Genomic DNA, 25449 nt, shown 5'->3' with positions numbered 1-25449 from the left:
GGTGCGCATTCGCCGGGCACTCCTCAGGACGGAACGATTCGATGGCAACAGCGAAAAAGGGCGCGGCGCCGGCCGCCAGGCGCAAGCGCGGCCAGGCGGCGCCGGCGCAGGGACTGGGGGCGGGCGTGCAGGTGCGCGACCTGTTCGCGCTGCTCGAGCCGGTGGTGACCCTGCTCGGCGGGGTGATCGGCGAGAACATCGAGGTGGTGCTGCACGACCTGTCCGCGCCCGGCTCCTCGGTGCGGGCGATCGCCAACGGCCACGTGTCCGGGCGCAACCTCGGCGACCCGATCCTCAGCGGCCCGCGCGAGGACGCCGGCTTCAGCGAGCTCTACCGCGACGTGGCCGGCACCGGCACGATCAGCTGGTCGATCGTCGACGAGTACCAGACCACCAATGCCGCCGGCCGCCAGCTGCGCTCGGCCACCCTGCTGTTCCGCGACGGCGCCGGCCTGCCGGTGGCCGCGCTGTGCCTCAATGCCGACATGACCGTGTTCGAGATGGCGCATGGCTGGCTGGAGCAGATGCTGCACCGGAAGGCCAAGCCGCCGCGCAGCGAGGCGCCCGCCGCCGAGGTCGGGCTGGAGGCGATGATGCAGGAGATCATCGACGACGCGGTCAAGCGCTTCATGAAGCCGCCGGCGCTGATGAACAAGGAAGAGAAGATGTACGCGGTGGAGGCGATGATGCATCGCGGCCTGTTCCTGATCCGCAACAGCGTGGAGCAGGTGGCGGCGGCGCTGGGGGTCAGCCGCTTCACCATCTACAACTACATCGAGCAGATCAAGCAGAAGAAGGCGGCGGCGCGGCCGTAGCGCCGGGCGCCGCGGCCGCCTGCACGGCCCGCACGCATCCGCGCGCGTCCTTTGCCCAGAGGGGAGGGCGGCGCCGCGACGGGGGCTGGCCGGTGCCCGGTTGCATCTCCGATGCCTGCGAAATGGGCGCGCGCCGCGGGCGCGGCGGCCCGGCTGCGGCGATCCGTCGCACGCGGGTGCGGCAATGTGTCGCACACGAAAACGCGCCTGTGCGCACGCTCGGGCTTGTCAATGGCTTTCGGAGATGCCGCAGGGCAGCATAAAATGCGGGGTCGATCGCGCATGCCGGCCAGGATGCCGCAGGAAACGTGGAAAGGCCCGTCTGCGCCGCTCCCCGTTCGCCACTGCGCGGTCCGCATCCCCTACGCAATTGGATCGTTCGATGATTCCGTTGAAACAACTCCGGCGCTCGCTGCGCTCCGGTCTGTCGCTCCTGCCTGCGCTGCTGCTGGCCGGCTGCGACGCGGCCATCCTCAACCCCAAGGGACAGATCGGCCACGACGAAAAGACGTTGCTGATCACCTCGGTGGTGCTGATGCTGCTGGTGGTGATCCCGGTCATCGTGATGACCCTGGCCTTCGCCTGGCGCTACCGCGCCTCCAACACCAAGGCCCGCTACGAGCCGAACTGGTCGCATTCCACCGCGATCGAGGTGGTGGTGTGGTCGATCCCGTGCATGATCATCCTGGTGCTGGCGGTGCTGACCTGGCGCTCCTCGCATGAGCTGGACCCGTACAAGCCGCTGGATTCCAAGGTCAAGCCGATCACCATCGAGGCGGTGGCGCTGGACTGGAAATGGATGTTCATCTACCCGGAGCAGGGCATCGCCACGGTCAACGAGATCGCGTTCCCGGTGGATACGCCGCTGAACTTCAAGATCACCTCCGACACGGTGATGAACTCGTTCTTCATCCCGCACCTGGGCACGCAGATCTACGCGATGGCCGGCATGGAGACCAAGCTGCACCTGATCGCCAACGAGCCTGGCGAGTACTTCGGCCTGTCGGCGAACTACAGCGGCCACGGCTTCTCGAAGATGGGCTTCGCCGCGCACGCCACCGACCAGGCCGGTTTCGACGCCTGGGTGGCCAAGGTCAAGGCCGCGCCGAAGGCGCTGGACCAGGCGGAGTTCCAGATCCTGGCGGCCAACCGCAACGACAAGGCGCAGTACCCGGTGACCTACTACTCGTCGGTGCAGGACGGCATGTTCAAGTCGTTGCTCGACAAATACATGATGGGCAAGGGCCACAAGATGGAAGGCCACGACGCCCATCCGGCATCGGCTGCTGAGCCGGTCGCCATGTGCACTTCTGGAGACAAGTGATGCTAGGCAAACTCACGCTCGAGGCGGTTCCGTACCACGAGCCGATCATCATGGGCGCCCTCGGCGGCGCCGGCCTGCTCGGCCTGCTGGTCGTGGCGGCGATCACCAAGTACAAGAAGTGGGGCTACCTGTGGCACGAGTGGTTCACCTCGGTCGACCACAAGCGCATCGGCGTCATGTACATCGTGGTGGCGCTGGTCATGCTGCTGCGCGGCTTCGCCGACGCGGCGATGATGCGCACCCAGCAGGCGATCGCGCACGGCGGCAACGAGGGCATCTTCCCGCCGCACCACTACGACCAGATCTTCACCGCGCACGGCGTGATCATGATCTTCTTCATGGCCATGCCGTTCATGACCGGCCTGCTGAACCTGATCGTGCCGCTGCAGATCGGCGCGCGCGACGTGGCGTTCCCGTTCCTGAACTCGCTGAGCTTCTGGCTGTTCGTGGCCGGCGCGGCGCTGGTCAACATCTCGCTGGGTGTGGGCGAATTCGCCCAGACCGGCTGGCTGGCGTACCCGCCGCTGTCGGGGCTGGAATACAGTCCCGGGGTCGGCGTGGACTACTACATCTGGGCCTTGCAGATATCGGGCCTGGGCACATTGCTGACCGGCATCAACTTCTTCGTGACGATCATGCGCATGCGCACGCCGGGCATGACCCTGATGCGCATGCCGATCTTCACCTGGACCGCGCTGATCACCAACATCCTGATCATCGCCGCGTTCCCGATCCTGACCGTGGCGCTGGCGCTGCTGGGCGCCGACCGCTACCTGGGCACGCACTTCTTCACCAACGACGGTGGCGGCAACGCCATGATGTACGTCAACCTGATCTGGATCTGGGGCCACCCGGAGGTCTACATCCTGATCCTGCCGGCGTTCGGCATCTTCTCCGAGCTGATCGCCACCTTCAGCCGCAAGCGCCTGTTCGGCTACACCTCGATGGTCTACGCCACCTCGGCGATCGGCGTGCTGTCGTTCATCGTGTGGCTGCACCACTTCTTCACCATGGGCTCGGGCGCCAACGTCAACGCCTTCTTCGGCATCACCACGATGATCATCTCCATCCCCACCGGGGTGAAGATCTTCAACTGGCTGTTCACCATGTTCCGCGGCCGGGTGCGCATGACCGCCCCGGTGCTGTGGACGATCGGCTTCATCATCACCTTCACCATCGGCGGCATGACCGGGGTGATGCTGGCGATCCCGGCGGTGGACTTCGTGCTGCACAACAGCCTGTTCCTGATCGCGCACTTCCATAACGTGATCATCGGCGGCGTGGTGTTCGGCTACCTGGCCGGCCTGACCTACTGGTTCCCGAAGGCGTTCGGCTTCAAGCTCAACGAGACGCTGGGCAAGGCCTCGTTCTGGTGCTGGATCGTCGGCTTCTTCGTCGCCTTCATGCCGCTGTACGTGCTCGGCTTCATGGGCATGACCCGGCGCATGAACAGCTACAACCACCCGGAGTGGGCGCCGTGGCTGATGGTGGCCGCGGCCGGCGCGGCGATCATCGGCATCGGCATCTTCCTGAACCTGGTGCAGATCGGCTACAGCCTGTGGAAGCGCAAGGACAACCTGGACCTGACCGGCGACCCGTGGGACGGCCGCACGCTGGAGTGGGCCACCTCCTCGCCGCCGCCGTTCTACAACTTCGCCGTGCTGCCGCACATCGACGACCGCGACCAGTTCTGGGAAGACAAGCTCAAGGGCAAGGGCTGGACGCGTCCGGCCAAGTACGAACCGATCCACATGCCGCGCAACACCGCGGCCGGGGTCTGGATCGGCGCCTTCAGCGTGGTGCTGGGCTTCGGCTTGATCTGGCACATCTGGTGGATGGCGATCATCGGCCTGGTCGGCATGATCGGCAGCTTCATCGCGCGCACGTTCGACGACGACGTCGACTACTGGGTGCCGGCAGAGGAAGTGGAACGCATCGAGAACGCGCGTTTCGCCCTGCTGGAACAGCAACAGGCGGCACATGCCGCAAAGGCGGTCTGAACCATGTCCTCGACCACGCTCGACAACCACGCCGTCCACGCCGACGACCACGCGCACCACGACAGCGGCGGCAACACCGTGTTCGGGTTCTGGGTCTATCTGATGAGCGACTGCCTCATCTTCGCCGGCCTGTTCGCGACCTACGCGGTGCTGGCCGGCGCGACGGTGGACGGCCCGACCGCCAAGGAACTGTTCGACCTGAAGTTCGTGCTGGTGGAAACCTTCCTGCTGCTGTTCAGCAGCCTCAGCTTCGGCCTGGCGATGATCTCCGCGCACAAGCGCAGCCTGGGCGGCCTGTACGGCTGGCTGGCGGTCACCGCGGCGCTGGGCCTGGGCTTCCTGGGCATGGAAATCTACGAGTTCAACCACCTGATCCACGAAGGCGCCGGTCCCGGCCGCAGCGCGTTCCTGTCCGCGTTCTTCACCCTGGTCGGCACCCACGGCCTGCACGTGGCCTCGGGCCTGCTGTGGATGGCGGTGCTGGTGATCCAGATCGCCAAGAACGGCCTGACCCCGCGCAACACCACGCGCCTGGCGTGCCTGAGCCTGTTCTGGCACTTCCTGGACGTGATCTGGATCGGCGTGTTCACCATCGTCTACCTGCTGGGAGCGCTGTAATGGCCAACCACCATTCCTCCGACGCACACGCCGAGCCCTCGCATGGCGGCGGCCTGAAGTCCTACCTGATCGGCTTCGTGATGGCGGTGATCCTCACCGTGATCCCGTTCGGCATGGTCATGAGCGGCGCCTTCCCGAAGGGCGTGACCGTCATCGTCATCGCGGTGCTGGCCGCGGTGCAGATGCTGGTGCACCTGATCTACTTCCTGCACATGGACCGCTCCGCCGAGCAGCGCTCCAACGTGCACGTGGGCCTGTTCTCGCTGCTGATCATCGGCATCGTGGTGGTCGGCTCGCTGTGGGTCATGCACAACCTCAACGTCAACATGATGCATTGAGATCGGGCACGCGGGACCGTCCGCGTGAACCGTCCCGCTGGCGCACCTGCTCCCAGGGCCAGCGGGGCCTGGGCGCCATCCGGGCCGTGCGAGCGGCCCCGCAGCGGCTCGCCGATGCCGGCGGTCACCCACCACTGTGGGTTGCACGTGGAACTATCGCAGTTGGCTCGGGCCGCAGGAACATCGGGTCGGAGCCGAGCGCATTCATCGCGCCGGACCTGGCTGAGGCAACGGCTCGGGCGCCTTGTCCCCGCTGCATGCCGATGCTCTCGTCGCCGCAGTGCGGCGCCACCGGCCGTCAACCGGGCTGCGTCGATCGGGCCGGCAATGCCAGGCGCGGTTTGCCGAGGACCTGGGTCGCCACCCGCGAAGCGAACCGTCGTGTCAACAGGCGCACGCCGAAGCACGAGATCTTGTTGAACAGGCCGGGCACCAACGTCCGCTTCCCCGCCAGCATCGCGCGGATCGCGGCGTGCGCCACGAACTCGGCGCTTTTCGTGGATGCGTTCGCGATCCATGAGTAATCGCCCCCGCCGGACGCGGCATGAAACCCCGTTTCGGTGCCACCAGGGCAAACGCAGGTCACCGACAGCTGCGTGCCGCGGTGTTCGTCGTGGAGGGCCTCGCTGAAATTGCGCACGAACGCCTTCGATGCGGCGTACAGGGCCATGTTCGGCACCGACTGGTACGCGCCAGTGGATGCGATGTTCACCATGTGCGCGCGACCGGTACCTGTCTTGCGCGCGTCGACGAAGCAGCGCGCCAATGCGACCAGGGAGGTGATGTTGAGTTGGACAAGCTCTGCGTCGCGCGCCCAATCGACCTCGTCGAAACGGCGGAAGTAACCAAATCCGGCGTTATTGACCAGGATGTCGATCGGGCCGGTGGCGATCGCCTCGGCCCACAATGCCTGCGCAGCGTCGGGCCTGCCGAGATCGGCGGTGATGATGTCGACGGTCACGCCTTTGCAGCTTGCCGCGACCGCTTCGAGTGCGTCGCGGCGCCGCGCGGTCAGCACGAGATCAATGCCGAGCGTGGCGAGCTCGCGCGCCATGGCCGCGCCAATGCCGCTGGATGCGCCCGTCACCAGCGCGCGTTTGCCGGTGTTGACGCCTGGGTATGAGCTCACCGCGTTCTCCTGTCGTGTGCAACAGCCAAGGAATTCCAATGACGGGTCGGCAATGGGGCGACTGATTCGGGCGGGACCTGGGCGCAGGCGTGCGGGGCGATGCTAGATCACCTGCACCACGACTTTGCCCTTGGCCCGTCCGCCATCCACGTAGGCCAAGGCCTCGCCGGTCTGCGCGAACGGGAATACCCGGTCCATGACCGGGCGGATCGCACCTGCTTCGACCAGGGAGGTGATCTCGCCCAGCTGCTTTCCGTCGGCCCGCATGAACACAAACGTGTAGGCGACGCCATTCTTTCTTGCCTTGCGTCTGATGCCGAAGCTCAGCAGGCGCAACACCTGCTTGAGCGGCCAGGCCAGCCCTCGCGTCTCGCCGAACGCCGGGGTGGGCGGCCCGGAGATGGAGATCAGATGCCCCCCGGGCCTGAGAATCTGCAGCGACTTCTTCAGCTCGTCGTTGCCGAGGCTGTTGAGCACCACGTCGTAATCGCGCAGCACCGTGGCGAAGTCCTGCTTCTTGTAATCGACGACGACGTCCGCCCCCAGGGCCTTCACCAACTCGATGTTGGCCGTGCTCGTGGTCGTCGCCACGAATGCTCCCAGATGCTTGGCCAACTGGATGGCGACGGTTCCCACGCCGCCGGAGCCGGCCTGGATGAACACTCTCTGCCCCTTCTGCAGTTTTGCGGTTTCCACCAGCGCCTGCCAGGCGGTGAGAGCCACCAGCGGCAGGGACGCGGCCTCGACCATGCCGAGATTCCTGGGTTTCAGCGCCAGGGACGACGCCTTGACGGCGATGAACTCGGCGAACGTGCCAATGCGATCGTCGTCCGGGCGTGCGTAGACCTCGTCGCCGGGTTTGAAATCGCGCACGCGCGCGCCGACCCCCACGACCGTACCGGCAAGGTCGTTGCCCAGAATCAAGGGCAACCGATACGGCAGGATCAGCTTGAATTCGCCGCTTCTGATCTTGAGATCCAGAACGTTGACGCTCGCCGCGTGGATCTTGACCAGCACGTCGTCGTCCCCCACCTGCGGTTCGGGCACGTCGCGGAGCTGGCCAGGCTGCGTTTTTCCATAGCGCTCGATGGTGAAGGCTTTCATGGGACGTTGTTCTCCAGGGCTTTTGAATGACTGTGGTGGGTGCCGTTACGATCGAAGGGTGCGATCTGCGCCGTGGGGTTCACCCATCGAGGAAGGCCAGCGCCTGGGCTACGAACGCGTCGTGATACTGGAAGATCCCGCCATGCCCGGCATCGCTGTAGATGACCAGTCGTGCGCCGGGAATGCGCTGTGCCAGGTCGTGGCTATTGGCCGTCGGCACCATGATGTCGTTGTCGCCATTGGCGACCAGGACCGGGATCCGGATGCTGCCCAGATCCTGAGGCGCTTGCCGGCCCCACGCCTTGATCGCCTTCAATTGACGCAGGAAGGCTCTTGGCGTCGGCCCCTTGTCCCGATCCGCCTTGCGTTCTTTCAGCCGCGCCAGGAACGCCCGCGCGGCCTGTCGGCCGTTGGCCGTAGCGGTGAAAAACAGGTAGGTCTTGGGGTCCCGCAGGGTCAACAAGCCCTTGAGCATGCGTGGCCAGGACATTGCCCCGACCTTGTCGATGCCTGCGCCACCCGCCGGCCCGGTCCCGGTCAGCACGAGGCGACGCACCAGGCCGGGGACCGTGAGCACGATGTCCTGTGCCACGAACCCGCCCAGGGAGAAGCCGAGCAGATCGACCTTGTCGAAACCCAGCGCCTGGATGAGCGCAATCACATCGCGGGCCATCGCCTCGACCGTTACAGGTGCCGTTCCACCCGAGGCGCCGATGCCGCGGTAGTCGATTGCGATGACGCGATGTCGGCTGGCGAGTCCATCGACGATGCGGGGGTCGAAGTTGTCCAGGACGGCGCCCCAGTGATTGAGCAGGAGCAGCGGCACGCCGCCGCGCGGCCCCAGGTCGCGGTATGCGAATGCGGTACCGCCAACATCCATGGCGTGGGTGGGGGTGCGGATGTAGGACATGTTCGATCCTGGGCGTTTGTCGTAGGGAGCATCGTCTTGCCGCACTGCGTGCTGTGGCGGCGCCAATGGGGTACGCGATCTGGCGGCAGCGGCGGCCGTCATGCACTCACGTCGACGACGGTGCGCCCTGCACCTTGCTCGCGAGCAGGGTGGGCAAGGGCAGGTGGGTGGCGTCCATTTCCAGAACCCTGTCGAAGGAAGGTCCATTAATGATGTTATCCATCATCTTTAATGTCAATAGGTTTGATGACGGACGACATCAATGTATAGTGACGGCGTTACCGATGGCATCCCCACAGAGGTCCAGGACATGAAGGTCACCAAAGCCCAGGCCCAGGCGAACCGGGCGCACATCGTCGAGACCGCCTCTCATCTGTTTCGCGAGCGCGGATACGACGGGGTCGGGATTGCGGACCTGATGGCGGCCGCCGGCTTCACCCATGGCGGCTTCTACAAGCATTTCGGGTCCAAGGCCGACTTGATGGCGGAAGCGGCGAGCTGCGGCTTTGAACAGGGCACCGCCAAGGCCGTCGGCCTCGATGCGCGTGCCTTCGTCAGCTACTACCTATCCCGGCCACACCGGGACGATCGTAGCGATGGTTGCACGATGGCAGCGCTCTGCGGAGATGCGGCGCGTCAGCCGGAGTCCACCAAGCAGGCTTTTGCGGCCGGCCTTGAGAACATGCTGGCGGGGTTGGCGAACCGGCGCGCCGCGCCGGAGGACGGCAAGGACGAAAGCGACTCGCGCGGCAGGCGTATCGCCCTGATTGCGCAGGTGGTTGGCGCGTTGGTGCTGTCGCGCGCCTGTCCTGACGACTCACCGCTCGCCGATGAGATTCTGGATGCCTGTCGGGCTGCGGTGCTGTCGGGACCGTCCCCGATTGTCGGCGGGTAGGGGGACGACGTACCGCCTGGTCCGCCGCCCTCCGCTGTGGATCCACGTGCTTCCGGAAGGACTCTTTATGACGAGCGATCAGGTGTTGGCGTGCTGGGAGGCGGACGAGGCGCGAGTCCGCGCCCGGCTATGCGCTCCCGACGCTGCGCCGAAGCGGCCGCTGGTCGCGCTCTCCGGCATGCAGCTGTTCGACGCAATCTTTGCCGGCGACCTGCCGCCAGCGCCGATTGGCGAGACGCTCGATTTCGTTCCGATCCACATGCAGCCCGGCAGCGCGGTATTCCAGGGCCGACCGCAGCGACGGCACTACAACCCGTTGGGCACCGTGCACGGCGGCTGGTTCGCGACCCTGCTCGATTCCGCCGTCGGCTGTGCCGTCCACACGACGCTGCCGGCCGGCATGGCGTTCACGACGCTGGAGCTGAAAGTGAACATGGTGCGTCCCCTGACCGACCGAGTGCCGCTGGTGCGCGCCGAAGGGAAGGTGATCCACGCGGGACGCCAGGTCGCCACGGCCGAGGGACGCATCGTCGGACCCGACGGCAAGCTCTATGCGCATGCGACCACGACCTGCCTGATCTTCGAGCACAAAACGCAGTGAACGCCGGGTACTCCGGCTGACAGCGGCGCCTGGGGGCGGCCTGCCCGCGCGCTAGGGCGATGATTCCGCCTTCGGCTGCCACAGTTCGATCTTGGTGCCGTCCGGATCGACGATCCAGGCGAACTTCCCGCTGGGATCGTCGTCGTCGCGCTTGAGTACCGCCACGCCGCTGGCCTCGACCTTCTGCAGGATGGCGTCGAGGTCGTCCACCGCGAAATTGAGCATGAACTCCCGTGCCGACGGGGCCATGTAGTCGCTGTCGCGAGCGAACGCGTTCAACGTCAGCACCGGCGGATGCCCAGGCGCGTCATAGGACAACATGGCGCCGCCCCAGGGTTCGATCTGGATTCCCAGGACGTCCCGATACCACGCCATCAAGGCCTTGGGGTGGTCGCTTTTGACGAAGATGCCGCCGACTCCGGTGACGCGGCCCTTTGGCTGGGCGTGGAGCCCGGCAGGCGCGAGCGCCACGCCCAGGACGACGATCGCAAGCAGACGGCAGCAAGGCATGGCGTTGGTTCCCCGCGACATGGGTGATCCGAGCATAGGCGCCTGCGGTACCCGCTTCAACGCCGGCGGCCGGGAGGCGAGCGCTGCAGCGGACGGATGCGCCGGTGCCCGGAGCATGACCAATGGCATAGAGCGCCAGCGGACGGCAGGCATAGGATCGTGAGTCGCCCGTTCGCCGCATCCCCCACTGGAGACCCCATGACCAAGTCCACCGCCTGGATGGCGCCGCTGCTGCTGGCCGCCACCGCCGCCTTCCAGGCCACGGCGCAGACCGCGCCGCCGCAGGACGTGCCGTTCGCCGGCACGCTGAAGATCGATGTCGACGCCACCGACCTGGCGCACCGCATCTTCCGCGTGCGCACCACCATCCCGGCCACGCCGGGACCGATGACCCTGCTGTATCCGCAGTGGATTCCCGGCAACCATTCGCCGACCGGGCCGATCGACAAGCTGGCCGGGCTGGTGGTCAAGGCCAACGGCCAGGTGCTGCCGTGGAAGCGCGACCAGTTCGACGTGTACGCGTTCAAGGTCGAGGTGCCGCAGGGCGCCAGCGAGATCGTCGCCGAGTACCAGTTCCTGTCCTCGCAGGGCGACGGCCAGGGCCGGGTGATGATGACCCCGGAGATGCTCAACCTGCAGTGGAACACCACCGCGCTGTACCCGGCCGGCGTCTACGCGCGCAACATCAAGGCCCAGGCCAGCGTGACCCTGCCGCCGGGCTGGAGCTATGCCACCGCGCTGGAGACCGCCGGCCGGGTCGGCGACACGGTGACGTTCAAGCCGATCGACTTCGACGACCTGGTCGATTCGCCGATGTTCGCCGGCAAGTACTACAAGCGCATCGCGCTGGATGCCGGCGGCAAGGCGCCGGTGTACTTGAACGTGTTCGCCGACGAGGCCAAGTCGCTGGAGGCCAAGCCCGAGCAGATCAAGGCGCACGCGGCGCTGGTGCAGCAGATGGACAAGCTGTACGGCGCGCGCCATTTCGACCACTACGAGTTCCTGCTGGCCCTGACCGAGAAGCTCGGCGGCATCGGCCTGGAACATCACCGCTCCAGCGAGAACAGCGGCCCGCTCAACTACTTCACCGAATGGGACAAGAGCTGGGACCGGCGCGACCTGCTCCCGCACGAGTTCAACCATTCCTGGAACGGCAAGTACCGCCGCGGCGCCGACCTGGCCACGCCGAACTTCAACGTGCCGATGGGCGACAGCCTGCTGTGGCTGTACGAGGGCCAGACCCAGTTCTGGGGCGAGGTGCTGTCGGCACGCTCCGGGCTGTGGACGCAGAACCAGGCGCGCGACGCGCTGGCCGACGTCGCCGCGACCTACCAGCGCGGCCGTCCCGGCATGGCCTGGCGCGCGCTGCAGGACACCACCAACGACCCGACCATGTCGATGCGCCGGCCGCGCGCCTACCGCAGCTACCAGATGAGCGAGGACTACTATTCCGGCGGGCAGATGCTATGGCTGGAGACCGATGCCAAGCTGCGCGAGCTCAGCGGCAACAAGCGCTCGATCGACGACTTCGCCAAGGCCTTCTTCGGCATGCACGACGGCGCCTGGGACGTGAACCCGTATACCTTCGAGGACATCGTCGCCACGCTCGATGGCGTGGCCAGGTACGACTGGGCGACGTTCCTGCGCAGCCGCGTCGACGGCCATGGCCCGCTGGTCGGCGGCATCGAGGCCAGCGGCTGGAAGCTGGTCTACACCGACCAGCCGAACGAGGCGGTCAAGACCTACGAGGCGACCAAGAAGGGCATCGGCCTGACCTATTCGCTGGGCCTGAGCCTGGACGACAAGGGCAGCGTGCAGGACGTGCTGTGGGACGGCCCGGCGTTCGACGCCGGCATCATCGCCGGCAACAGCATCGTCGCGGTCAACGGCCGCGAGTACAGCGCCGACACGATCAAGGACGCGATCACCGCGGCCAAGGGCGGCACCGCGCCGATCGAGCTGCTGGTCAAGCGCGGCAACCGCTACGACACGCTGCGCATCGCCTACCACGGCGGCCTGCAGTATCCGCACCTGGAGCGCATCCCCGGCAAGCCGGACCGGTTGAGCGAACTGTACAAGGCGCGCTGAGCCGGCAACGCGGGCGGTCCATCGCGATGGGCCGCCCACGCGGCGGCAACGCGGCAACGCGCGAAGCCCTGTGTTCGCCCATGTAGGAGCGGCTTCAGCCGCGACCGGCACCCTCGGCAGAGCCCGTCGCGGCTGAGGCCGCTCCTACAGGGGAGCGGGATGAATGCACAGGGCGCGCCATCGGCGGCGTCGAGTATGCCGCTCCCCGCGCCCGTCGCGGACCTTGAGACCGCCAGCCACTATGCTGGCGCATTCTGTCAGCGGGCAAGAACGAGATGGCGAAGGCGAAGACGGCCTATGTCTGCGGCGAATGCGGCGCCGAGTACACCAAGTGGCAGGGCCAGTGCGCCGAGTGCGGGGCGTGGAATTCGCTGAGCGAGATCGTGCTGGAAAGCGCGGCGGCGGCGAAGGCGCCGGCCGCGGCGCGGCGCAGCGGCTGGGCCGGCAAGGCGGAGACGCCGAAGATCACCGCGCTCAAGGACGTGGAGCATCGCGACCAGGCGCGCGTGTCCACCGGCATCGGCGAGTTCGACCGGGTGCTCGGCGGCGGCCTGGTCGAAGGCGCGGTGGTGCTGATCGGCGGCGACCCGGGCATCGGCAAGTCGACGCTGCTGCTGCAGGCGCTGGCGAAGATGGCCGGCACGCTGCCGGTGCTGTACGTGACCGGCGAGGAATCGCTGGCCCAGGTCGCCGGCCGCGCGGTGCGCCTGGACCTGCCGCTGGACGGCCTCAACGCGCTGGCCGAGACCGGCATCGAGCAGATCCTGCAGCACGCCAGCGCGGCGCGGCCCAAACTGATCGTGGCCGACTCGGTGCAGACCCTGTGGACCGAGTCGCTGACCGCCGCGCCCGGTTCGGTCAGCCAGGTGCGCGAGAGCGCGGCGCGGCTGGTGCGCTACGCCAAGGAAACCGGCACCGCGGTGTTCCTGGTCGGCCACGTGACCAAGGAAGGCGGCATCGCCGGGCCGCGCGTGCTCGAGCACATGGTCGATGCAGTGCTGTATTTCGAGGGCGAGAGCGGCAGCCGTTTCCGCCTGCTGCGCGCGTTCAAGAACCGCTTCGGCGCGGTCAACGAGCTGGGCGTGTTCGCGATGGGCGAGAAGGGACTGAAGGAAGTGTCCAACCCGTCGGCGATCTTCCTGTCCGGCAGCAGCGCCAACCAGCCCGGCAGCTGCGTGATGGTCACGCGCGAGGGCACGCGGCCGCTGATGGTGGAAGTGCAGGCGCTGGTCGATGCTTCGCCGCTGTCCAATCCGCGGCGGGTGGCGGTGGGCCTGGAACAGAACCGGCTGGCGATGCTGCTGGCGGTGCTGCACCGGCACGGCGGCATCGTGGTCGGCGACCAGGACGTGTTCGTCAACGTGGTCGGCGGCATCCGCGTGCAGGAGACCGCGGCCGACCTGCCGGTGCTGCTGGCGGTGCTGTCCTCGCTGCGCGACCGGCCGCTGGCGGAGAAGACCATCGCCTTCGGCGAGGTCGGCCTGTCCGGCGAGATCCGCCCGGTGCCCAACGGCGAGGACCGCCTGCGCGAGGCCGCCACGCACGGCTTCAAGCGCGCCATCGTGCCCAAGGCCAATGCGCCCAAGACCGGCGTGGTCAAGGGCATGGAAGTGATCGCGGTGGAGCGCCTGGCGCAGGCGCTGGAGGCGGCGAGCGCGTAGCTGGAAGCGTTTCCATGCCGCGGCGTTTGTGCCACCATGCCGCCCGCTGCAGTGACGCAGCGGTTCGAAAAAAAAGGAAACACAATGGAATGGATGTTGATGCCGCTCAAGCGCTACGCGGATTTTTCCGGGCGTTCGCGGCGCAAGGAGTATTGGATGTTCACGCTGTTGAACATCGTGGTGATCACCGTGTTGATGGTGCTGGTGGGCATCGGCGGCGGCTTCGGCGGCCAGAACGGCACCAGTGCGCTGTCGATGGCCGCGTTCGTGCTGGTGTGCCTGTATTCGCTCGCAGTGCTGGTGCCGTCGCTCGCGGTGCAGGTGCGCCGTTTCCACGACCAGGGCAAGTCCGGCTGGTACGTGCTGCTGGGCCTGATCCCCTGGCTGGGCGGCGTGGTGATCATGGTCTTCATGTTCATGGAAGGGGTCAGGGGCGCCAATGCCTACGGCCCGGATCCGAAGCAGGCCTGAGGCCTGATCGCTTGCTGCAGCGGCCAGGTTGCGACCCGGTCGCTGCCGCTGCATCGGCACGCATGCTGCGTGTCGTGGCATGGAGCGCCGCTGCGGTGCCGGCGGAAAAGCCGGAAAACATCCCGAACGCCCATCCTTGATCCGCGAGCGAAGCCGCTACGCGGGATAGCGGCGCATCGCCACGCGTGCGCATGCCGGTCCGCGTACGGCGGGGACGATCCGCATCGCTGCAACAACGGCGCCCGTTGCGACGGGCGCCGTTGCCGTTCGTGCGCGACGCGTCGCGCCGCGCCGCGCACGCCGCCGATGCGTCAGTCCTTCTTGTAGACCACGCCGAGCTTGTCGATCTCGTCGCCCGCGCGGCCGGTGAAGCCGGCGATGTGCCAGCCGCTGGGCGCGCTCAGCGTATAGGTCTCGCTGGTCGGCTTGCCCACCTGCACGCTGCGGCCGCTGCTGGTGCGCAGGCTCAGCGAGAACACGCGGGTCGTGTCGTTGTACTTGCCCACGCTGACGGTGGCCGAGGTCAGCGTCTCGTTGGCGCCCAGCGACAGGGTCGTCGCCTGGCCGCCGGTGCCGCCGTGCGCGAGCAGCTTGCCCGTGTCCAGGATCACGCCGACGCTGTCCAGGCGCGCGTCGCCGCGCAGGGTCACGCCGCTGAGCCGACGCAGGCTGTTGCTGTCGGCCAGGTCGTTGAACGGCGTGCCGTGCGGGCCGCCGACCTGGTCGCTGGTGCGCACGTCCGTGCCCACCGCCCAGCCGAACTGCGCGTACAGCGGGTAGTGGTCGGACAAGGGCTTGCCGGCGCTGTCGTAGAAGTTGCCGGGATCGAGCTGGTAGCGGTTGGCGACCAGGGTCAGCTGGCGCGCATCGCGGTACAGGATCTTGTCGACCACCTCGCAGGCGTTGGTCGGCGGCGTGCCGCACAGCAGCGGCTCGGCGCCGGCGGCCGGCGCGCTGCCCTTGACCAGCTCCACCCACGGATCGGTCAGCCCGTTGGCCGCGATCAGCTCGCGGATGTTGTCGTCGGCGCGGGTGTAGCGGGTGTTGGAATCCATCATCACCAGCACCGCGTTGCCGGCCGACCAGGTCTGGATGAACTGCGAGAGCTGGCCGATGTTGGCGCGGCGCGCGGACAGGTCGCCGGTTTCGGTGCCGGCGTTGGGATGGGCGTTGTACACGTCCAGCAGCACGCCGTCGGCCAGGCGCACGCGCATGTAGCTGAAGCCCTTCGGGGTCAGGCAATCGGTGCCGTTGCACTGGTTCCACTTGACCCGGGTGAAGTCGCTGAAGGGATAGTTGCTCAGGGTGTTGAGGCCGTCGCCGATGGCGGCGCCGCCGCTGGTGGCGGTGCGGTAGGGATGCGTGTCGCCGGCATACAGGGTGGCGTGGTAGTTGAAGTCCTCCTGCACGTGGACCAGGCCGTACGGGGCCAGTTTCGGCGCCAGCTGCGCGGTGTTGGCGGAGGGATTGCTGCTGGAAATGCCCTCGGGCAGTCCGGCGATGTTGTAGCTGAGGACGTCGAGCACGCCGGTGTCCGATTGCGCGTGCGCCACGCCGGCACAGGCCAGGCTCAATCCGATGCCGAAGCTCACGAGGGTGCGTAGATGCTGGATCATGAATCGCCTCTTGCGGTGGTGGGAAACAGCGGCTGGCGCGGTGGCCAGGGAAGCGGCGCGGGATGCGCCGATGCAGCAGCCATGGCGCCGGCCGGCGGCCGCGCGCATGGCGTCATTCGGCGAGGAACTGCGGGTCGATCGCCGCGCCGATCAGCGCGGCCAGCGTCGGCAGCGGACAGTCGTAGCCCGGCGTGGCGCTGCTGCAGCCGGGAATGAACACCGGCGCGGACGGCGGCGGCGCCTGCAGCGTCAGCGCACGCCGTTCGCGCAGTTGCGCCAGGCTCTGCGCGGTGTAGCGCAGGCGGATCACGCGTTGCCCATCGGCGCGGCGCCAGCGCTCGAACACCAGCGCGCCGCCGGGCACGGTCTGGTCCGGCTGGTAGCCGGGCAGTTGCCAGTGCAGATCGAGCATGCCGGCCAGCAGGGTCAGCGTGCCGTCGTGTCCGGACAGCACCACCAGCCGCGCGTCGCCGCCGATCGGCGCGGCATGCGTCGCGCTGTCGCTGCCTTGCTGCAGCGTGGCCAGCACGCGCGCGGCCAGCGGCGAACTGGCCATGCGCGCCACCGCCGGCGCACGCAGGCGCAGCGCGAACTCGGCCTGGTGCGGGGCGAACGCGCGCAGCAGGCTGGCCTCGTCCAGGCCTTGCCAGCCGAGCGCGGCGAAGTCCTGGCCGTCGGCCCAGCCCATCAGCAGGCTTTCGCTGATGCCGGACGCGGCCGCGGCCGGGCCTTCGACGCCGGGAATCCCGTCGTCGGCGTCGCCCATGCGTGCGGCCACCGCGTCCAGGCGCTGCTTGCCGGCGCCCGCGTCGGCCGGACATGGCCGCTGCGCGCACTGCAGCAGCAGTTGCTGCAGCGTGTCGATCGCATCGCGCTGCGCCGCGTTCCAGGCGGCGGCATCGTCGCCGATGCGGCCGGCGATGGCCGCGCGCATGAGCGCGGCGGCGGCTGGCGTGCGCAAGGCCGGCGCGCCGTCGAACAACGGATCCGAGGCGCCGTCGGCGACGCCGTGCACCACGTTCGCGCAACCGGGCGTCAGCGTGCTGGCCAGGGCGCGCGCCGAGGCGATGGTGCGCTGGGTGCGGTTGGCCCAGTAGTAGGCGCTGGCGCAGGCGTCGCCGGCGAACAGGCCCTGCGGCGCATAGAGCGCGCGGTAGTATGCGCCGAACAACTGCTCCAGGCGCGCGCCGTGCTCGGTCAGGTGTCCGGCCGGCCCGCCGAAGCGCGGCCATGCGCGCGCCGAGTAGCGGCCCAGCTGTTCCGGGCTGGACATCGCCGAGCGCACGCCGTGGCGCTTGAGGATCAGCACTTTTTCCAGGGTTTCCGGCGCCGCGGCCGTGGCCTGGGCGGCGGCGAGCGGCAGCAGCAGGGCGAGGGCGAGCAGCGTGGCGGTGAGGCGGGATATCGAGGGCATCGGCATGGTCCGGAAGAAGCGGTACGGGAGCGCAGGGCGCGACGTGCCGCAGGCCGTGGCAAGGGCCGGGCGGGCATTGCGCGGACGGCGCCATGGCGGACGCTGTCGCCATGGCGCGCGGCGCCGCCCGGCGGCGGCGACCGCGGCAGCGCGGCTCAGAAGCGCGCGCGCAGGCCCACCGACCAGGTGCGGCCGTAGTCGGTGTAGCCGCCGAACAGGTGGTCGCCGACGTACTGGCGCTGCACCTCGCCGGTGAGGTTGATCGCGTTGACGAACACCGACAGGGTGTCGTTGACCTTGTAGGCCACGTTCGCGTCCAGGCTGCCGAACTTGTCGCTGTTGAGCGTGGCGACGTTGGCGGTGCCGACCGCGTTGAGGATGTCGTCGCTCCAGCTGTAGCTGACCCGCGCCATCAGCGGTCCCTTCTCGTAGAACAGCACCGCGTTGTAGGTGTTCCTGGCCACGCCTTCCAGGCTGTCGGTGAAGGTGCGGGTGCCGTCGCGGTAGGTGGCTTCGCTGTCGGTCCAGGTGTAGTTGAGCTGCATGCCGAGCCCGTCCAGCGGCCCCGGCAGGCCGGCGAACACCTGCTGGTAGGCCACTTCGGCGCCCTTGACCTTGGCCTCGCTGCCGTTGGTCTTGGACGACAGCAGATAGGTCTGGCCCTGGTAGACCAGGTTGGACATCTGGGTCTGGATGAAGCTGGAGATGTCCTTGTAGAACACGCCGCCGGTCAGCGCCGAGGTGCCGTCGATGTACCACTCGAAGGTCAGGTCGTACTGCCACGCCTCGAACGGCTTGAGCCCGGGATTGCCACCGCTGGCGGTGAGGATCTCGCCGCTGGAGTTGAAGGTGAGCTTGGACGACAGGTCGGTGAGGTCGGGGCGGGTGATGACCTTGGCCGCGGAGCCGCGCAGCACCATGTCCTCGCGCACGTCCCAGGCGGCGTTGAACGACGGCAGCACGTTGTTGTAGCTGCGCTCGAAATGCACCGGCTGCGCGGTGCCGTTGACGTCGGCGTGGCCGTCGGTGGTCTGTTCGGTGCGCACCAGGCGCACGCCGAGATTGCCGCGCAGCTCGCGGCCGGCCAGTTCGCTGCCGAAATCGGCCATGGCGTAGGCCGAGCCGATCTTCTCCTTCACTTCATAGGAGTTCTGCAGGTCGGCGCTGTTGGGCGTGTTGACCAGGTCCGCGGCGGTCGGCCAGTTGCCCCAGAAGGTGGATTCGATCGGCGCCAGCCACTGCCGCGGCAGGGTGCCGTTGGCGTCGGCGAGCATGTCGTCCACCGGCAGCGCGGTGAAGTTGCCGGCCGGGAAACGCACGCCGGCGATGCTGTTGAGCAGCAGGTCGGCGCGGTCGTAGCTGCGCGAACGCTGGCGGTACTTGGCGCCGACCTTGAGGTCGCGGAAGAAGTCGCCGTCGAGCGCGCGCTTGGCGTCGAACTGCAGCGCGTCCTCCTTGTCGCGCGCATCGATCTCGCGCCATTCCAGGCGGCGCCCGGCCACGGTGGCCGGGTTGTTCGGATCGAAGCCGTTGGTGAAGCTCCAGTCGGGCACGTTGTCGCCGTCGGCCTGCGGCATCTCCACGCGCATCGACAGGTTGGTGCCGCTGCGCAGGCGGGTGCGCCGGATCGGGTCCGAATCGTAGCTGTGCGCCTGCGAGTGGAACGCCACCGCGCCCAGCGTCCAGCGATCGCCGCTCCAGGTGCTGGACAGGCGCGCGCTGCGGTTGTCGTCGGTGATGCCGGAGGTCTCGCGCGAGATCTGCACCTGGCCGTTGCGGTAGTCGAAGCCGGTGATGCCGCCGTGCTCGACGCGAATGTTGCTCAGCTTGGCCAGGCTGTCGAAGCCCACGCCCATGCTGTATTCGTCGTAGTGCACGGTCTGCTTGGCGTAGAGCAGGTCCAGGTTGGTCTCCCACGCCGCGCTCGGTTTCCACTGCAGCGAGGCGGCCACGCCGGTGCGCTCGCGTTGCTCCAGTTCCAGCGTCGGGCGCAGTCCGGTCGGCGCGTAATAGGCGCCGGGCGCGCCCGGCACGCCGTTGGGGTAGTAGTCCCAGCTCACTTCGTTGACCCGGTCCTGGCGCAGGCTGCGCTGCGCGTAGGCGCCGGAGATCAGCATGCCGAAGCTGCCGTCGGCGTTGACCCAGTTGAACAGGCCGGACACGCGCGGGTCGTTGGCATGGGTGCGCTGCGCCTGGCTCGATTCCAGCGACAGGTTGGTCAGGGTCTTGCCCAGTTCCAGCGGGCGGAACGTGCGCACGTTGACGATGCCGCCGATCGCGCCTTCGTCCAGGTCGGCGGTGGGGCTCTTGATCACGTCCAGGCCGGACACCAGTTCGGCCGGCAGCGTGTCGTAGCGGAACTGGCGGCCGGTCTGCCCCGAGGTGCGCACGTTCTCGTTGACCGCCATGGTCTGGCCGTTGAGCGTGGTGACCTGGAAGTTCGGGCCGAGGCCGCGCACGCGCACGTACACGCCTTCGCCGCGGTCGCGCACGATCGACACGCCGGGCACGCGCTGCAGCGCTTCGGCCACGTTCTGCGCCGGCAGCTTGCCGATGTCCTCGGCGGCGATCACGTCGACCACGCTGTCGGCGTAGCGCTTCTCGCGCAACGCGGCGCTGAGGCTACCGGCATAGCTGCCGAGCACCTGGATGCGGTCCAGTTCCTTCACCGGTGCGTCCGCCGTGGGCGCGGCGGCCGGCATCGCGGCGGAGCTCGCGGCCGGGATCGCCTGCGCTGCGTCGCTCGCCGCGCTCGCGGCTTCGATCGTCACCGTGGTCGGATTGAGATAGCGGTAGCGCAGGCCGGTGCCGTCGAGCAGTTGTTGCAAGGCCTGCTCCGGCGTGGCGCCGGCATTGGTGCCGCGGGTCTGCGGATTGCCGGCCACGCCCGCGGCATAGACGAACTGCAGTCCGCTCTGCCGCGACAGGGTGTTGAGCGCGCGCGCCAACGGCTGTGCGGGAATCGCATCGACCGCGACGGGCGTGGTCTGGGCGCCGGCGGTACCGGCATGCAGGGCGAGGGCGATGGAAAGGAACAGGGTGCGGCGCATCGTCGTTGTCCAGTGGGAGCGGAAGGTGGGGACGCAGCACCGCCGCAAAGGGCGCAATGCTGCGTTGTACCTGGACTACGAGGATCGACAGCGACGATCGGGCACCGGTTTTCGATGAATTTTCTGTGACACGTGCGTGGGGGCGAGGGCGAGCGGCTGTTTTCTCCGCTGGTCGTGCGCGCGAGCGCGAACGCTCGCGCCATGACTGGGTACGCGCTAGGCGGTGATGAGTGGTGCGCCTGCGGGCGTAGTGCCGCGGCACTCGCGGTTGCGCAGCTATCTCGCCAGGCGCGCGGGAGTCGGTCGCCGCAGTCGGCGACCGACGCTGCGGTTAGCGTGCGACTGGCCGCGGCGCCGCGCGGCTGCCGACGCGGATCGCGTCGGCACTGGCGGTCACGCGCAGCGTCGGTTGGTCGGCGAGGAAGGCGCGCAGCGAGGCGATGTCGTCGCCGCGCAAGTTGCCGGTCAGGCGCATCGCACCGGCGCCGGCATCGTCGATCAGCAGGCGGGTGCGGTTGAGCCGGTTGAAATCCTCGGCCACGTTGGCCAGCGGCTCGTCGCGGAACACGATGCGGCGCTGCCACCAGGCATGCATCGCGGCGACGTCCTCGCTGGCCAGTTCGACCTTGTCGCTGGCGTCGTCGATGCGCGCGCTCTGCCCGGCGCCGAGATCGGCCAGCATCGGCTGCCGCGGGCGATCGGCGCGCCAGACGTGCACGCGGCCCTCGGCCACCTCGATACGCGCCTGTTGCCGGTACAGGGCGATGTCGAAGGTGGTGCCGATGTCCTCGACCCGCAGTGCGCCCGCCAGCACCTGCAGCGGACGCCGATCCGGCGCGACCACGAAGCTGGCCTGGCCGCGCAGCAGCTGCAGGCGCCGGCTCCACGGGGTCATGGTCGCGCGCAGCGCGCTTTGCGCGTTGAGGTGCACCGTGCTGCGATCGGCCAGCTGCACGCTGCGCTGCTCGCCGTGCGTGGTGCTGTAGGTCTCGGTGCGCGGCCAGGCCCAGCCGGCCAGCGCCGCCACGCCGCACAACGTCGCGGCCAGGCCCATGCCCCAGCCGCGCAGGCGCGCGCTGCGGCGTTCGGCGCGGGGCGTCTGCGGGGCAGGGCGTGGTGGCCGTTGCGGCAGCGGCAGCGCGATCACGTTGCGTGGCGCCGGGCTGGCATCGGCGCGACGGTCGGCGTCGAGCAGCGCGTCCACGTCCAGGTCCATGCCGCGCATGGCCTCGCCCAGTTCGCCGGCCACGCGCAGCACCGCCATGTATTCGCGCAGGTGCAGCGGCGAGGCGGTCAGCCAGTCCATCAGTTGCGCCTGCTGCGTCGCGTCCAGCGCCTGCATGCGTTGCAGGGCATGCCAGTGCGCGGCCTCGGCGGTGGCGCTGCGCGGCGGGAAGGCGGCCTCGCTCACCAGCTTTCCCCGCTGTCGGCCAGCGCCCGGCGACAGGCCGACAGCCCGCGCACCACGTGCTTCTTGACCATGTGCGCGGACACGCCCATGCGTTCGGCGATCTGCTTGTAGCTCAGGCCGTCGCGGTACTGCATCACCAGCACCGCGCGGGTGCGTTCGGGCAAGCCGGCCAGCAAGGCCTGCAGGCGCTGTTGCCGCTGCTGTCGCTGTGCCGTGTCTTCCACGTCGTCCCCTGCGGCCAGCAATTGCGAAAACTGCTCCATCTCGTCGATGCGCAGCGGCGCCTGCTTGCGCCGCGCGGCCTGTTCGCGCGCCAGGTTCAGCGCCACCGTGTACAGGTAGGCCTCGGGATTGGCGATCGCCTCGCCCTGGTGCTGGTGCGCGCGCAGCAGGCGCAGATAGGTTTCCTGCACCATGTCCTCGGCGTCCTCGTTGGCGCCGCGGCGCACGAAGAAGCCGCGCAGCACCGGACCGTGTTCCGCGAACATGCGCGCCCATGCGCGCTTGGGATGTGCCGCCACCGACCTGCCTTGCCCCTTGGATGCGGCGCAGGCTAGAGGCCATAGATGACGTTTCGGTGACGCGGCGCGTGCAGGGCGCCGTAGTTGCATGTGGCGGCTGCATGGATTTGTGGGGGCGACTTCAGTCGCGACGGGCTCTACCAGTAAGGCCCGTCGCGACTGAAGTCGCTCCCACAACACCGCGTCGGCTGCGAGCGCGTCGGCGCGAGACGCCGTCGGCGGCAATCGCGCCGAGTCGACGCCGCTAGTGCGAATCGCGCGCCACGTCGGCGCCGCTGCCGCCGACCAGGAAATCCAGGTCCGCGCCCAGGTGCGCCTGCTGCACGTGCTCCACGTACAGCTTGCTCCAGCCGCGCAGCGGCGTCGGCAGCGGCGTCCATTCGCTGCGCCGGCGCAGCAGTTCCTCGTCGCTGACCTCCAGGTGCAGCGAGCGCCCGGGCACGTCCAGTTCGATGATGTCGCCGTCGCGCACCAGCGCCAGGGTGCCGCCGGTGGCGGCCTCGGGCGAGGCGTGCAGGACCACGGTGCCGTAGGCGGTGCCGCTCATGCGCGCGTCGGAGATGCGCACCATGTCGGTGACGCCGGCGCGCAGCAGCTTCGGCGGCAGCGGCATGTTGCCGACCTCGGCCATGCCCGGGTAGCCGCGCGGGCCGCAGTTCTTCAGCACCATGATGCAGTCGGCATCGATGTCCAGCGCCTCGTCGTCGATGCGCGTCTTCATGTCCTCGATGCTTTCGAACACCACCGCGCGGCCGCGGTGCCGCAGCAGGTGCGGCGAGGCGGCGGAAGGCTTGATCACCGCGCCGTCCGGGGCCAGGTTGCCGCGCAGCACGGCGATGCCGGCCTGTTCGCGGAACGGCGTGTCCAGCGCGTGGATCACCTCGCGGTTCCAGCACGGCGCGTCGGCCACGTTCTCGCCGAGGGTGCGGCCGTTGACGGTGAGCGCGTCTAGGTCCAGCTCGGCGCCGAGTTCGCGCATCACCGCCGGCAGTCCGCCGGCGTAGTAGAAGTCTTCCATCAAGTACTGGCCGGACGGTTTCAGGTTGACCAGGCACGGCAGCCGCGACCCCAACTGGTCCCAGTCGTCCAGGCTCAGCGGCACGCCCAGGCGCCCGGCGATGGCGAGCAGGTGGATCACCGCATTGGTGGAGCCGCCGATCGCCGCGTTGACCTTGATCGCGTTCGCGAACGCGGAGCGGGTCAGCACCTGCGACATGCGCAGGTCGTCCTCGACCATCTGCACGATGCGCCGGCCGCTGAGCCGCGCCAGCCGCGCGCGGCGCGAATCGACCGCGGGAATCGCCGCGTTTTCCGGCAGCGAAATGCCCAGCGCTTCGACCATGCTGGCCATCGTCGAGGCGGTGCCCATGGTCATGCAGCTGCCCTTGGAGCGCTGCATGCAGGCCTCGGCCTCGACGAACTCGTCCTGGCTCAGGGTGCCGGCGCGGACCATCTCCGACATCTGGATCACCCCGGTACCCGAGCCCAGCGGCTGCCCGCGCCAGTTGCCGGACAGGGATGGGCCGCCGGACAGGCCGATGGTCGGCAGGTCCACGCTGGCCGCGCCCATCAGCAGCGACGGGGTGGTCTTGTCGCAGCCCATCAGCAGCACCACGCCGTCCAGCGGATTGGCGCGGATCGATTCCTCCACGTCCATGCTGGCCAGATTGCGGAACAGCATCGCGGTGGGCAGCATCTGCGTCTCGCCCAGCGACATCACCGGGAATTCCAGCGGGAAGCCGCCGGCCTCGTAGACGCCGCGTTTGACGTGCTCGGCCAGTTCGCGCAGGTGGCCGTTGCACGGGGTCAGTTCCGACCAGGTGTTGCAGATGCCGATCACCGGGCGCCCGTCGAACATGTCGTGCGGGTGGCCCGCGCTCTTGAGCCAGCTGCGGTAGTAGAAACCCTGCTTGCCTTCGCGACCGAACCACGCCTGGCTGCGGCGGACCGGTTTGGTGGGTGAGCCCATGCTGGCGGAATCCTCGAGACCTGATCGGCCCGGATCGGTGCCTGCGCGGCGTCGCCCGGGTGCTTTACGTCGGCGATGCTAGCGGGCATATTGATACATGAAAAATAACAAATATCTGACTATGGATATTTGTTTTCATATATCGAAATCCTATCCACCTAGAGCGAAACGGCATGGACAACACGGCAAGCGCGACGCCCCTCGGCACCGGCAACGCAACCTACGGCAGCCTGCATGGGCGCCGCGTCTTCATCACCGGCGGCGGTTCGGGCATCGGCGCGGCGCTGGTCGAGGCCTTCGCCGGGCAGGGCGCGCAGGTCGCCTTCGTCGACGTGGCCGCCGAGGCCAGCGCGGCGCTGGCCGAGCGGCTGGCCGCGGCCGGCCTGGCCAAGCCGTGGTGGCGCCGTTGCGACGTCACCGACGTGGCCGCGCTGCAGGCGGCACTGGGCGAGGCCGCCGCCGAACTGGGCGATTTCCACGTGCTGCTCAACAACGTCGGCAGCGACGACCGGCATGCGCTGGACGCGGTGACCCCGGAGTACTGGGAGCGCTGCGTGGCGATCAACCAGCGCGCCGCGTTCTTCGCGATCCAGGCGGTGGTGCCGGGCATGAAGCGGCTCGGCGCCGGTTCGATCGTCAACCTCGGTTCCACCGGCTGGCAGACCAAGACCGGCGGCTATCCGGTCTACGCCACCGCCAAGTCGTCGGTGAACGGGCTGACCCGCGGCCTGGCGCGCGAACTGGGCGCGGCGCGGATCCGCATCAACGTGCTGACCCCGGGCTGGGTGATGACCGAGCGCCAGGTGACGCTGTGGCTGGACGAGGCCGGCGAGCGCGAACTGGCGCGCAACCAGTGCCTGCCGGACAAGGTGATGCCGGAGGACATCGCGCGCATGGCGCTGTTCCTGGCCTCGGACGAGTCGCGCGCGATCACGGCGCAGGAATTCGTGGTGGATGGCGGGTGGACCTGAGCGAGCGGGTGCGTCGCTGACATGTCGGAGGGG

The 25449-nt window shown here is 68.4% G+C and carries 21 protein-coding genes; 11 read left to right on the top strand and 10 right to left on the bottom strand.

Annotated features, from left to right (window positions below; genetic code table 11):
- The first annotated feature begins 41 nt into the window (after nucleotides 1–41).
- The 5 genes from AB3X10_RS16075 (at nucleotide 42) to cyoD (ending at nucleotide 5095) form a co-directional block, all read left to right on the top strand.
- The gene (locus AB3X10_RS16075) at nucleotides 42–815 is read left to right on the top strand and encodes a helix-turn-helix transcriptional regulator (protein WP_369976286.1); all 774 of its coding nucleotides are present in this window, start codon (nucleotides 42–44) and stop codon (nucleotides 813–815) included.
- 382 nt (nucleotides 816–1197) lie between these two features.
- Entirely contained in the window at nucleotides 1198–2139 is a 942-nt protein-coding gene (gene cyoA, locus AB3X10_RS16070; RefSeq protein WP_369976284.1) for a ubiquinol oxidase subunit II, read from the top strand.
- Entirely contained in the window at nucleotides 2139–4139 is a 2001-nt protein-coding gene (gene cyoB / locus AB3X10_RS16065) for a cytochrome o ubiquinol oxidase subunit I (protein WP_369976282.1), read from the top strand. Before cyoA ends, cyoB begins: the two co-directional genes overlap by 1 nt.
- A 3-nt stretch (nucleotides 4140–4142) precedes the next feature.
- Nucleotides 4143–4757, top strand: coding sequence for a cytochrome o ubiquinol oxidase subunit III (gene cyoC / locus AB3X10_RS16060; protein ID WP_369976280.1), 615 nt, complete (start codon nucleotides 4143–4145; stop codon nucleotides 4755–4757).
- Complete coding sequence (gene cyoD, locus AB3X10_RS16055; protein WP_369976278.1) at nucleotides 4757–5095, top strand: cytochrome o ubiquinol oxidase subunit IV; 339 nt, start codon at nucleotides 4757–4759, stop codon at nucleotides 5093–5095. The genes cyoC and cyoD overlap by 1 nt, the downstream gene beginning before the upstream one ends.
- A gap of 298 nt (nucleotides 5096–5393) precedes the next feature.
- Here cyoD and AB3X10_RS16050 read toward each other — a convergent pair whose 3' ends face one another.
- The 3 genes from AB3X10_RS16050 to AB3X10_RS16040 all read right to left on the bottom strand — a co-directional run bounded on the left by AB3X10_RS16050 (nucleotide 5394) and on the right by AB3X10_RS16040 (nucleotide 8238).
- On the bottom strand, nucleotides 5394–6224 hold the full coding sequence (locus AB3X10_RS16050) for an SDR family NAD(P)-dependent oxidoreductase (protein WP_369976277.1): 831 nt from the start codon (nucleotides 6222–6224) through the stop codon (nucleotides 5394–5396).
- 102 nt (nucleotides 6225–6326) lie between these two features.
- Nucleotides 6327–7328, bottom strand: coding sequence for an NADP-dependent oxidoreductase (locus AB3X10_RS16045; protein ID WP_369976275.1), 1002 nt, complete (start codon nucleotides 7326–7328; stop codon nucleotides 6327–6329).
- A 79-nt stretch (nucleotides 7329–7407) separates the two neighbouring features.
- Nucleotides 7408–8238 carry an alpha/beta fold hydrolase gene (locus AB3X10_RS16040; protein ID WP_369976273.1) on the bottom strand — a complete coding sequence of 277 codons (831 nt, stop codon included), beginning with the start codon at nucleotides 8236–8238 and terminating at the stop codon, nucleotides 7408–7410.
- A gap of 310 nt (nucleotides 8239–8548) precedes the next feature.
- On the opposite strand from AB3X10_RS16040, the gene AB3X10_RS16035 reads away from it, so the two are divergent.
- Complete coding sequence (locus tag AB3X10_RS16035) at nucleotides 8549–9133, top strand: TetR/AcrR family transcriptional regulator (RefSeq protein ID WP_369976271.1); 585 nt, start codon at nucleotides 8549–8551, stop codon at nucleotides 9131–9133.
- A gap of 67 nt (nucleotides 9134–9200) precedes the next feature.
- A complete protein-coding gene (locus AB3X10_RS16030) occupies nucleotides 9201–9734 on the top strand; it encodes a PaaI family thioesterase (protein WP_369976269.1) in 534 nt (177 codons plus the stop codon).
- A 51-nt stretch (nucleotides 9735–9785) separates the two neighbouring features.
- Here the strand turns inward: AB3X10_RS16030 and AB3X10_RS16025 are convergent, their stop codons facing one another.
- Complete coding sequence (locus AB3X10_RS16025) at nucleotides 9786–10265, bottom strand: VOC family protein (protein ID WP_369976267.1); 480 nt, start codon at nucleotides 10263–10265, stop codon at nucleotides 9786–9788.
- Nucleotides 10266–10442: 177 nt separating this feature from the next.
- On the opposite strand from AB3X10_RS16025, the gene AB3X10_RS16020 reads away from it, so the two are divergent.
- The 3 genes from AB3X10_RS16020 (at nucleotide 10443) to AB3X10_RS16010 (ending at nucleotide 14464) form a co-directional block, all read left to right on the top strand.
- Nucleotides 10443–12332 carry a M61 family metallopeptidase gene (locus AB3X10_RS16020; RefSeq protein WP_369976266.1) on the top strand — a complete coding sequence of 630 codons (1890 nt, stop codon included), beginning with the start codon at nucleotides 10443–10445 and terminating at the stop codon, nucleotides 12330–12332.
- A gap of 275 nt (nucleotides 12333–12607) precedes the next feature.
- Nucleotides 12608–13993: a DNA repair protein RadA gene (gene radA / locus AB3X10_RS16015; protein WP_369976264.1), complete on the top strand. Its 1386-nt coding sequence runs from the start codon at nucleotides 12608–12610 to the stop codon at nucleotides 13991–13993.
- An 84-nt stretch (nucleotides 13994–14077) separates the two neighbouring features.
- Nucleotides 14078–14464, top strand: coding sequence for a DUF805 domain-containing protein (locus AB3X10_RS16010; protein WP_369976263.1), 387 nt, complete (start codon nucleotides 14078–14080; stop codon nucleotides 14462–14464).
- 311 nt (nucleotides 14465–14775) lie between these two features.
- Here the strand turns inward: AB3X10_RS16010 and AB3X10_RS16005 are convergent, their stop codons facing one another.
- The 6 genes from AB3X10_RS16005 to AB3X10_RS15980 all read right to left on the bottom strand — a co-directional run bounded on the left by AB3X10_RS16005 (nucleotide 14776) and on the right by AB3X10_RS15980 (nucleotide 24445).
- Nucleotides 14776–16080, bottom strand: coding sequence for a jacalin-like lectin (locus AB3X10_RS16005; protein ID WP_369976262.1), 1305 nt, complete (start codon nucleotides 16078–16080; stop codon nucleotides 14776–14778).
- Nucleotides 16081–16192: 112 nt separating this feature from the next.
- Nucleotides 16193–17494 carry a histidine-type phosphatase gene (locus AB3X10_RS16000; RefSeq protein WP_369976261.1) on the bottom strand — a complete coding sequence of 434 codons (1302 nt, stop codon included), beginning with the start codon at nucleotides 17492–17494 and terminating at the stop codon, nucleotides 16193–16195.
- A gap of 155 nt (nucleotides 17495–17649) precedes the next feature.
- Nucleotides 17650–20544 (bottom strand): TonB-dependent receptor, encoded by a 2895-nt coding sequence (locus tag AB3X10_RS15995; RefSeq protein WP_369976260.1) that lies wholly within the window; start codon nucleotides 20542–20544, stop codon nucleotides 17650–17652.
- 331 nt (nucleotides 20545–20875) lie between these two features.
- Nucleotides 20876–21886, bottom strand: coding sequence for a FecR family protein (locus tag AB3X10_RS15990; protein WP_369981866.1), 1011 nt, complete (start codon nucleotides 21884–21886; stop codon nucleotides 20876–20878).
- 65 nt (nucleotides 21887–21951) lie between these two features.
- Nucleotides 21952–22476, bottom strand: coding sequence for an RNA polymerase sigma factor (locus AB3X10_RS15985; protein ID WP_145701194.1), 525 nt, complete (start codon nucleotides 22474–22476; stop codon nucleotides 21952–21954).
- A 244-nt stretch (nucleotides 22477–22720) separates the two neighbouring features.
- Nucleotides 22721–24445, bottom strand: coding sequence for an IlvD/Edd family dehydratase (locus AB3X10_RS15980; RefSeq protein ID WP_369976258.1), 1725 nt, complete (start codon nucleotides 24443–24445; stop codon nucleotides 22721–22723).
- Nucleotides 24446–24618: 173 nt separating this feature from the next.
- On the opposite strand from AB3X10_RS15980, the gene AB3X10_RS15975 reads away from it, so the two are divergent.
- Nucleotides 24619–25416: an SDR family NAD(P)-dependent oxidoreductase gene (locus AB3X10_RS15975; RefSeq protein WP_369976257.1), complete on the top strand. Its 798-nt coding sequence runs from the start codon at nucleotides 24619–24621 to the stop codon at nucleotides 25414–25416.
- Nucleotides 25417–25449 lie beyond the last annotated feature (33 nt).

The sequence above is a fragment of the Xanthomonas sp. DAR 80977 genome, assembly GCF_041240605.1.
In the GTDB taxonomy this organism is placed as follows: Bacteria; Pseudomonadota; Gammaproteobacteria; order Xanthomonadales; family Xanthomonadaceae; genus Xanthomonas_A; species Xanthomonas_A bundabergensis.
The sequence above is the reverse complement of the archived record's forward strand: the minus strand, read 5'-3'. Positions and strand labels throughout refer to the sequence as shown.

Coding starts and splice junctions, on each gene's coding strand:
- AB3X10_RS16075 (WP_369976286.1), top strand. CDS start 42: ATGGCAACAGCGAAAAAGGGCGCGGCGCCGGCCGCCAGGCGCAAGCGC.
- cyoA (WP_369976284.1), top strand. CDS start 1,198: ATGATTCCGTTGAAACAACTCCGGCGCTCGCTGCGCTCCGGTCTGTCG.
- cyoB (WP_369976282.1), top strand. CDS start 2,139: ATGCTAGGCAAACTCACGCTCGAGGCGGTTCCGTACCACGAGCCGATC.
- cyoC (WP_369976280.1), top strand. CDS start 4,143: ATGTCCTCGACCACGCTCGACAACCACGCCGTCCACGCCGACGACCAC.
- cyoD (WP_369976278.1), top strand. CDS start 4,757: ATGGCCAACCACCATTCCTCCGACGCACACGCCGAGCCCTCGCATGGC.
- AB3X10_RS16045 (WP_369976275.1), bottom strand. CDS start 7,328: ATGAAAGCCTTCACCATCGAGCGCTATGGAAAAACGCAGCCTGGCCAG.
- AB3X10_RS16040 (WP_369976273.1), bottom strand. CDS start 8,238: ATGTCCTACATCCGCACCCCCACCCACGCCATGGATGTTGGCGGTACC.
- AB3X10_RS16035 (WP_369976271.1), top strand. CDS start 8,549: ATGAAGGTCACCAAAGCCCAGGCCCAGGCGAACCGGGCGCACATCGTC.
- AB3X10_RS16030 (WP_369976269.1), top strand. CDS start 9,201: ATGACGAGCGATCAGGTGTTGGCGTGCTGGGAGGCGGACGAGGCGCGA.
- AB3X10_RS16025 (WP_369976267.1), bottom strand. CDS start 10,265: ATGTCGCGGGGAACCAACGCCATGCCTTGCTGCCGTCTGCTTGCGATC.
- AB3X10_RS16020 (WP_369976266.1), top strand. CDS start 10,443: ATGACCAAGTCCACCGCCTGGATGGCGCCGCTGCTGCTGGCCGCCACC.
- radA (WP_369976264.1), top strand. CDS start 12,608: ATGGCGAAGGCGAAGACGGCCTATGTCTGCGGCGAATGCGGCGCCGAG.
- AB3X10_RS16010 (WP_369976263.1), top strand. CDS start 14,078: ATGGAATGGATGTTGATGCCGCTCAAGCGCTACGCGGATTTTTCCGGG.
- AB3X10_RS16005 (WP_369976262.1), bottom strand. CDS start 16,080: ATGATCCAGCATCTACGCACCCTCGTGAGCTTCGGCATCGGATTGAGC.
- AB3X10_RS16000 (WP_369976261.1), bottom strand. CDS start 17,494: ATGCCCTCGATATCCCGCCTCACCGCCACGCTGCTCGCCCTCGCCCTG.
- AB3X10_RS15995 (WP_369976260.1), bottom strand. CDS start 20,544: ATGCGCCGCACCCTGTTCCTTTCCATCGCCCTCGCCCTGCATGCCGGT.
- AB3X10_RS15990 (WP_369981866.1), bottom strand. CDS start 21,886: ATGCAGGCGCTGGACGCGACGCAGCAGGCGCAACTGATGGACTGGCTG.
- AB3X10_RS15980 (WP_369976258.1), bottom strand. CDS start 24,445: ATGGGCTCACCCACCAAACCGGTCCGCCGCAGCCAGGCGTGGTTCGGT.
- AB3X10_RS15975 (WP_369976257.1), top strand. CDS start 24,619: ATGGACAACACGGCAAGCGCGACGCCCCTCGGCACCGGCAACGCAACC.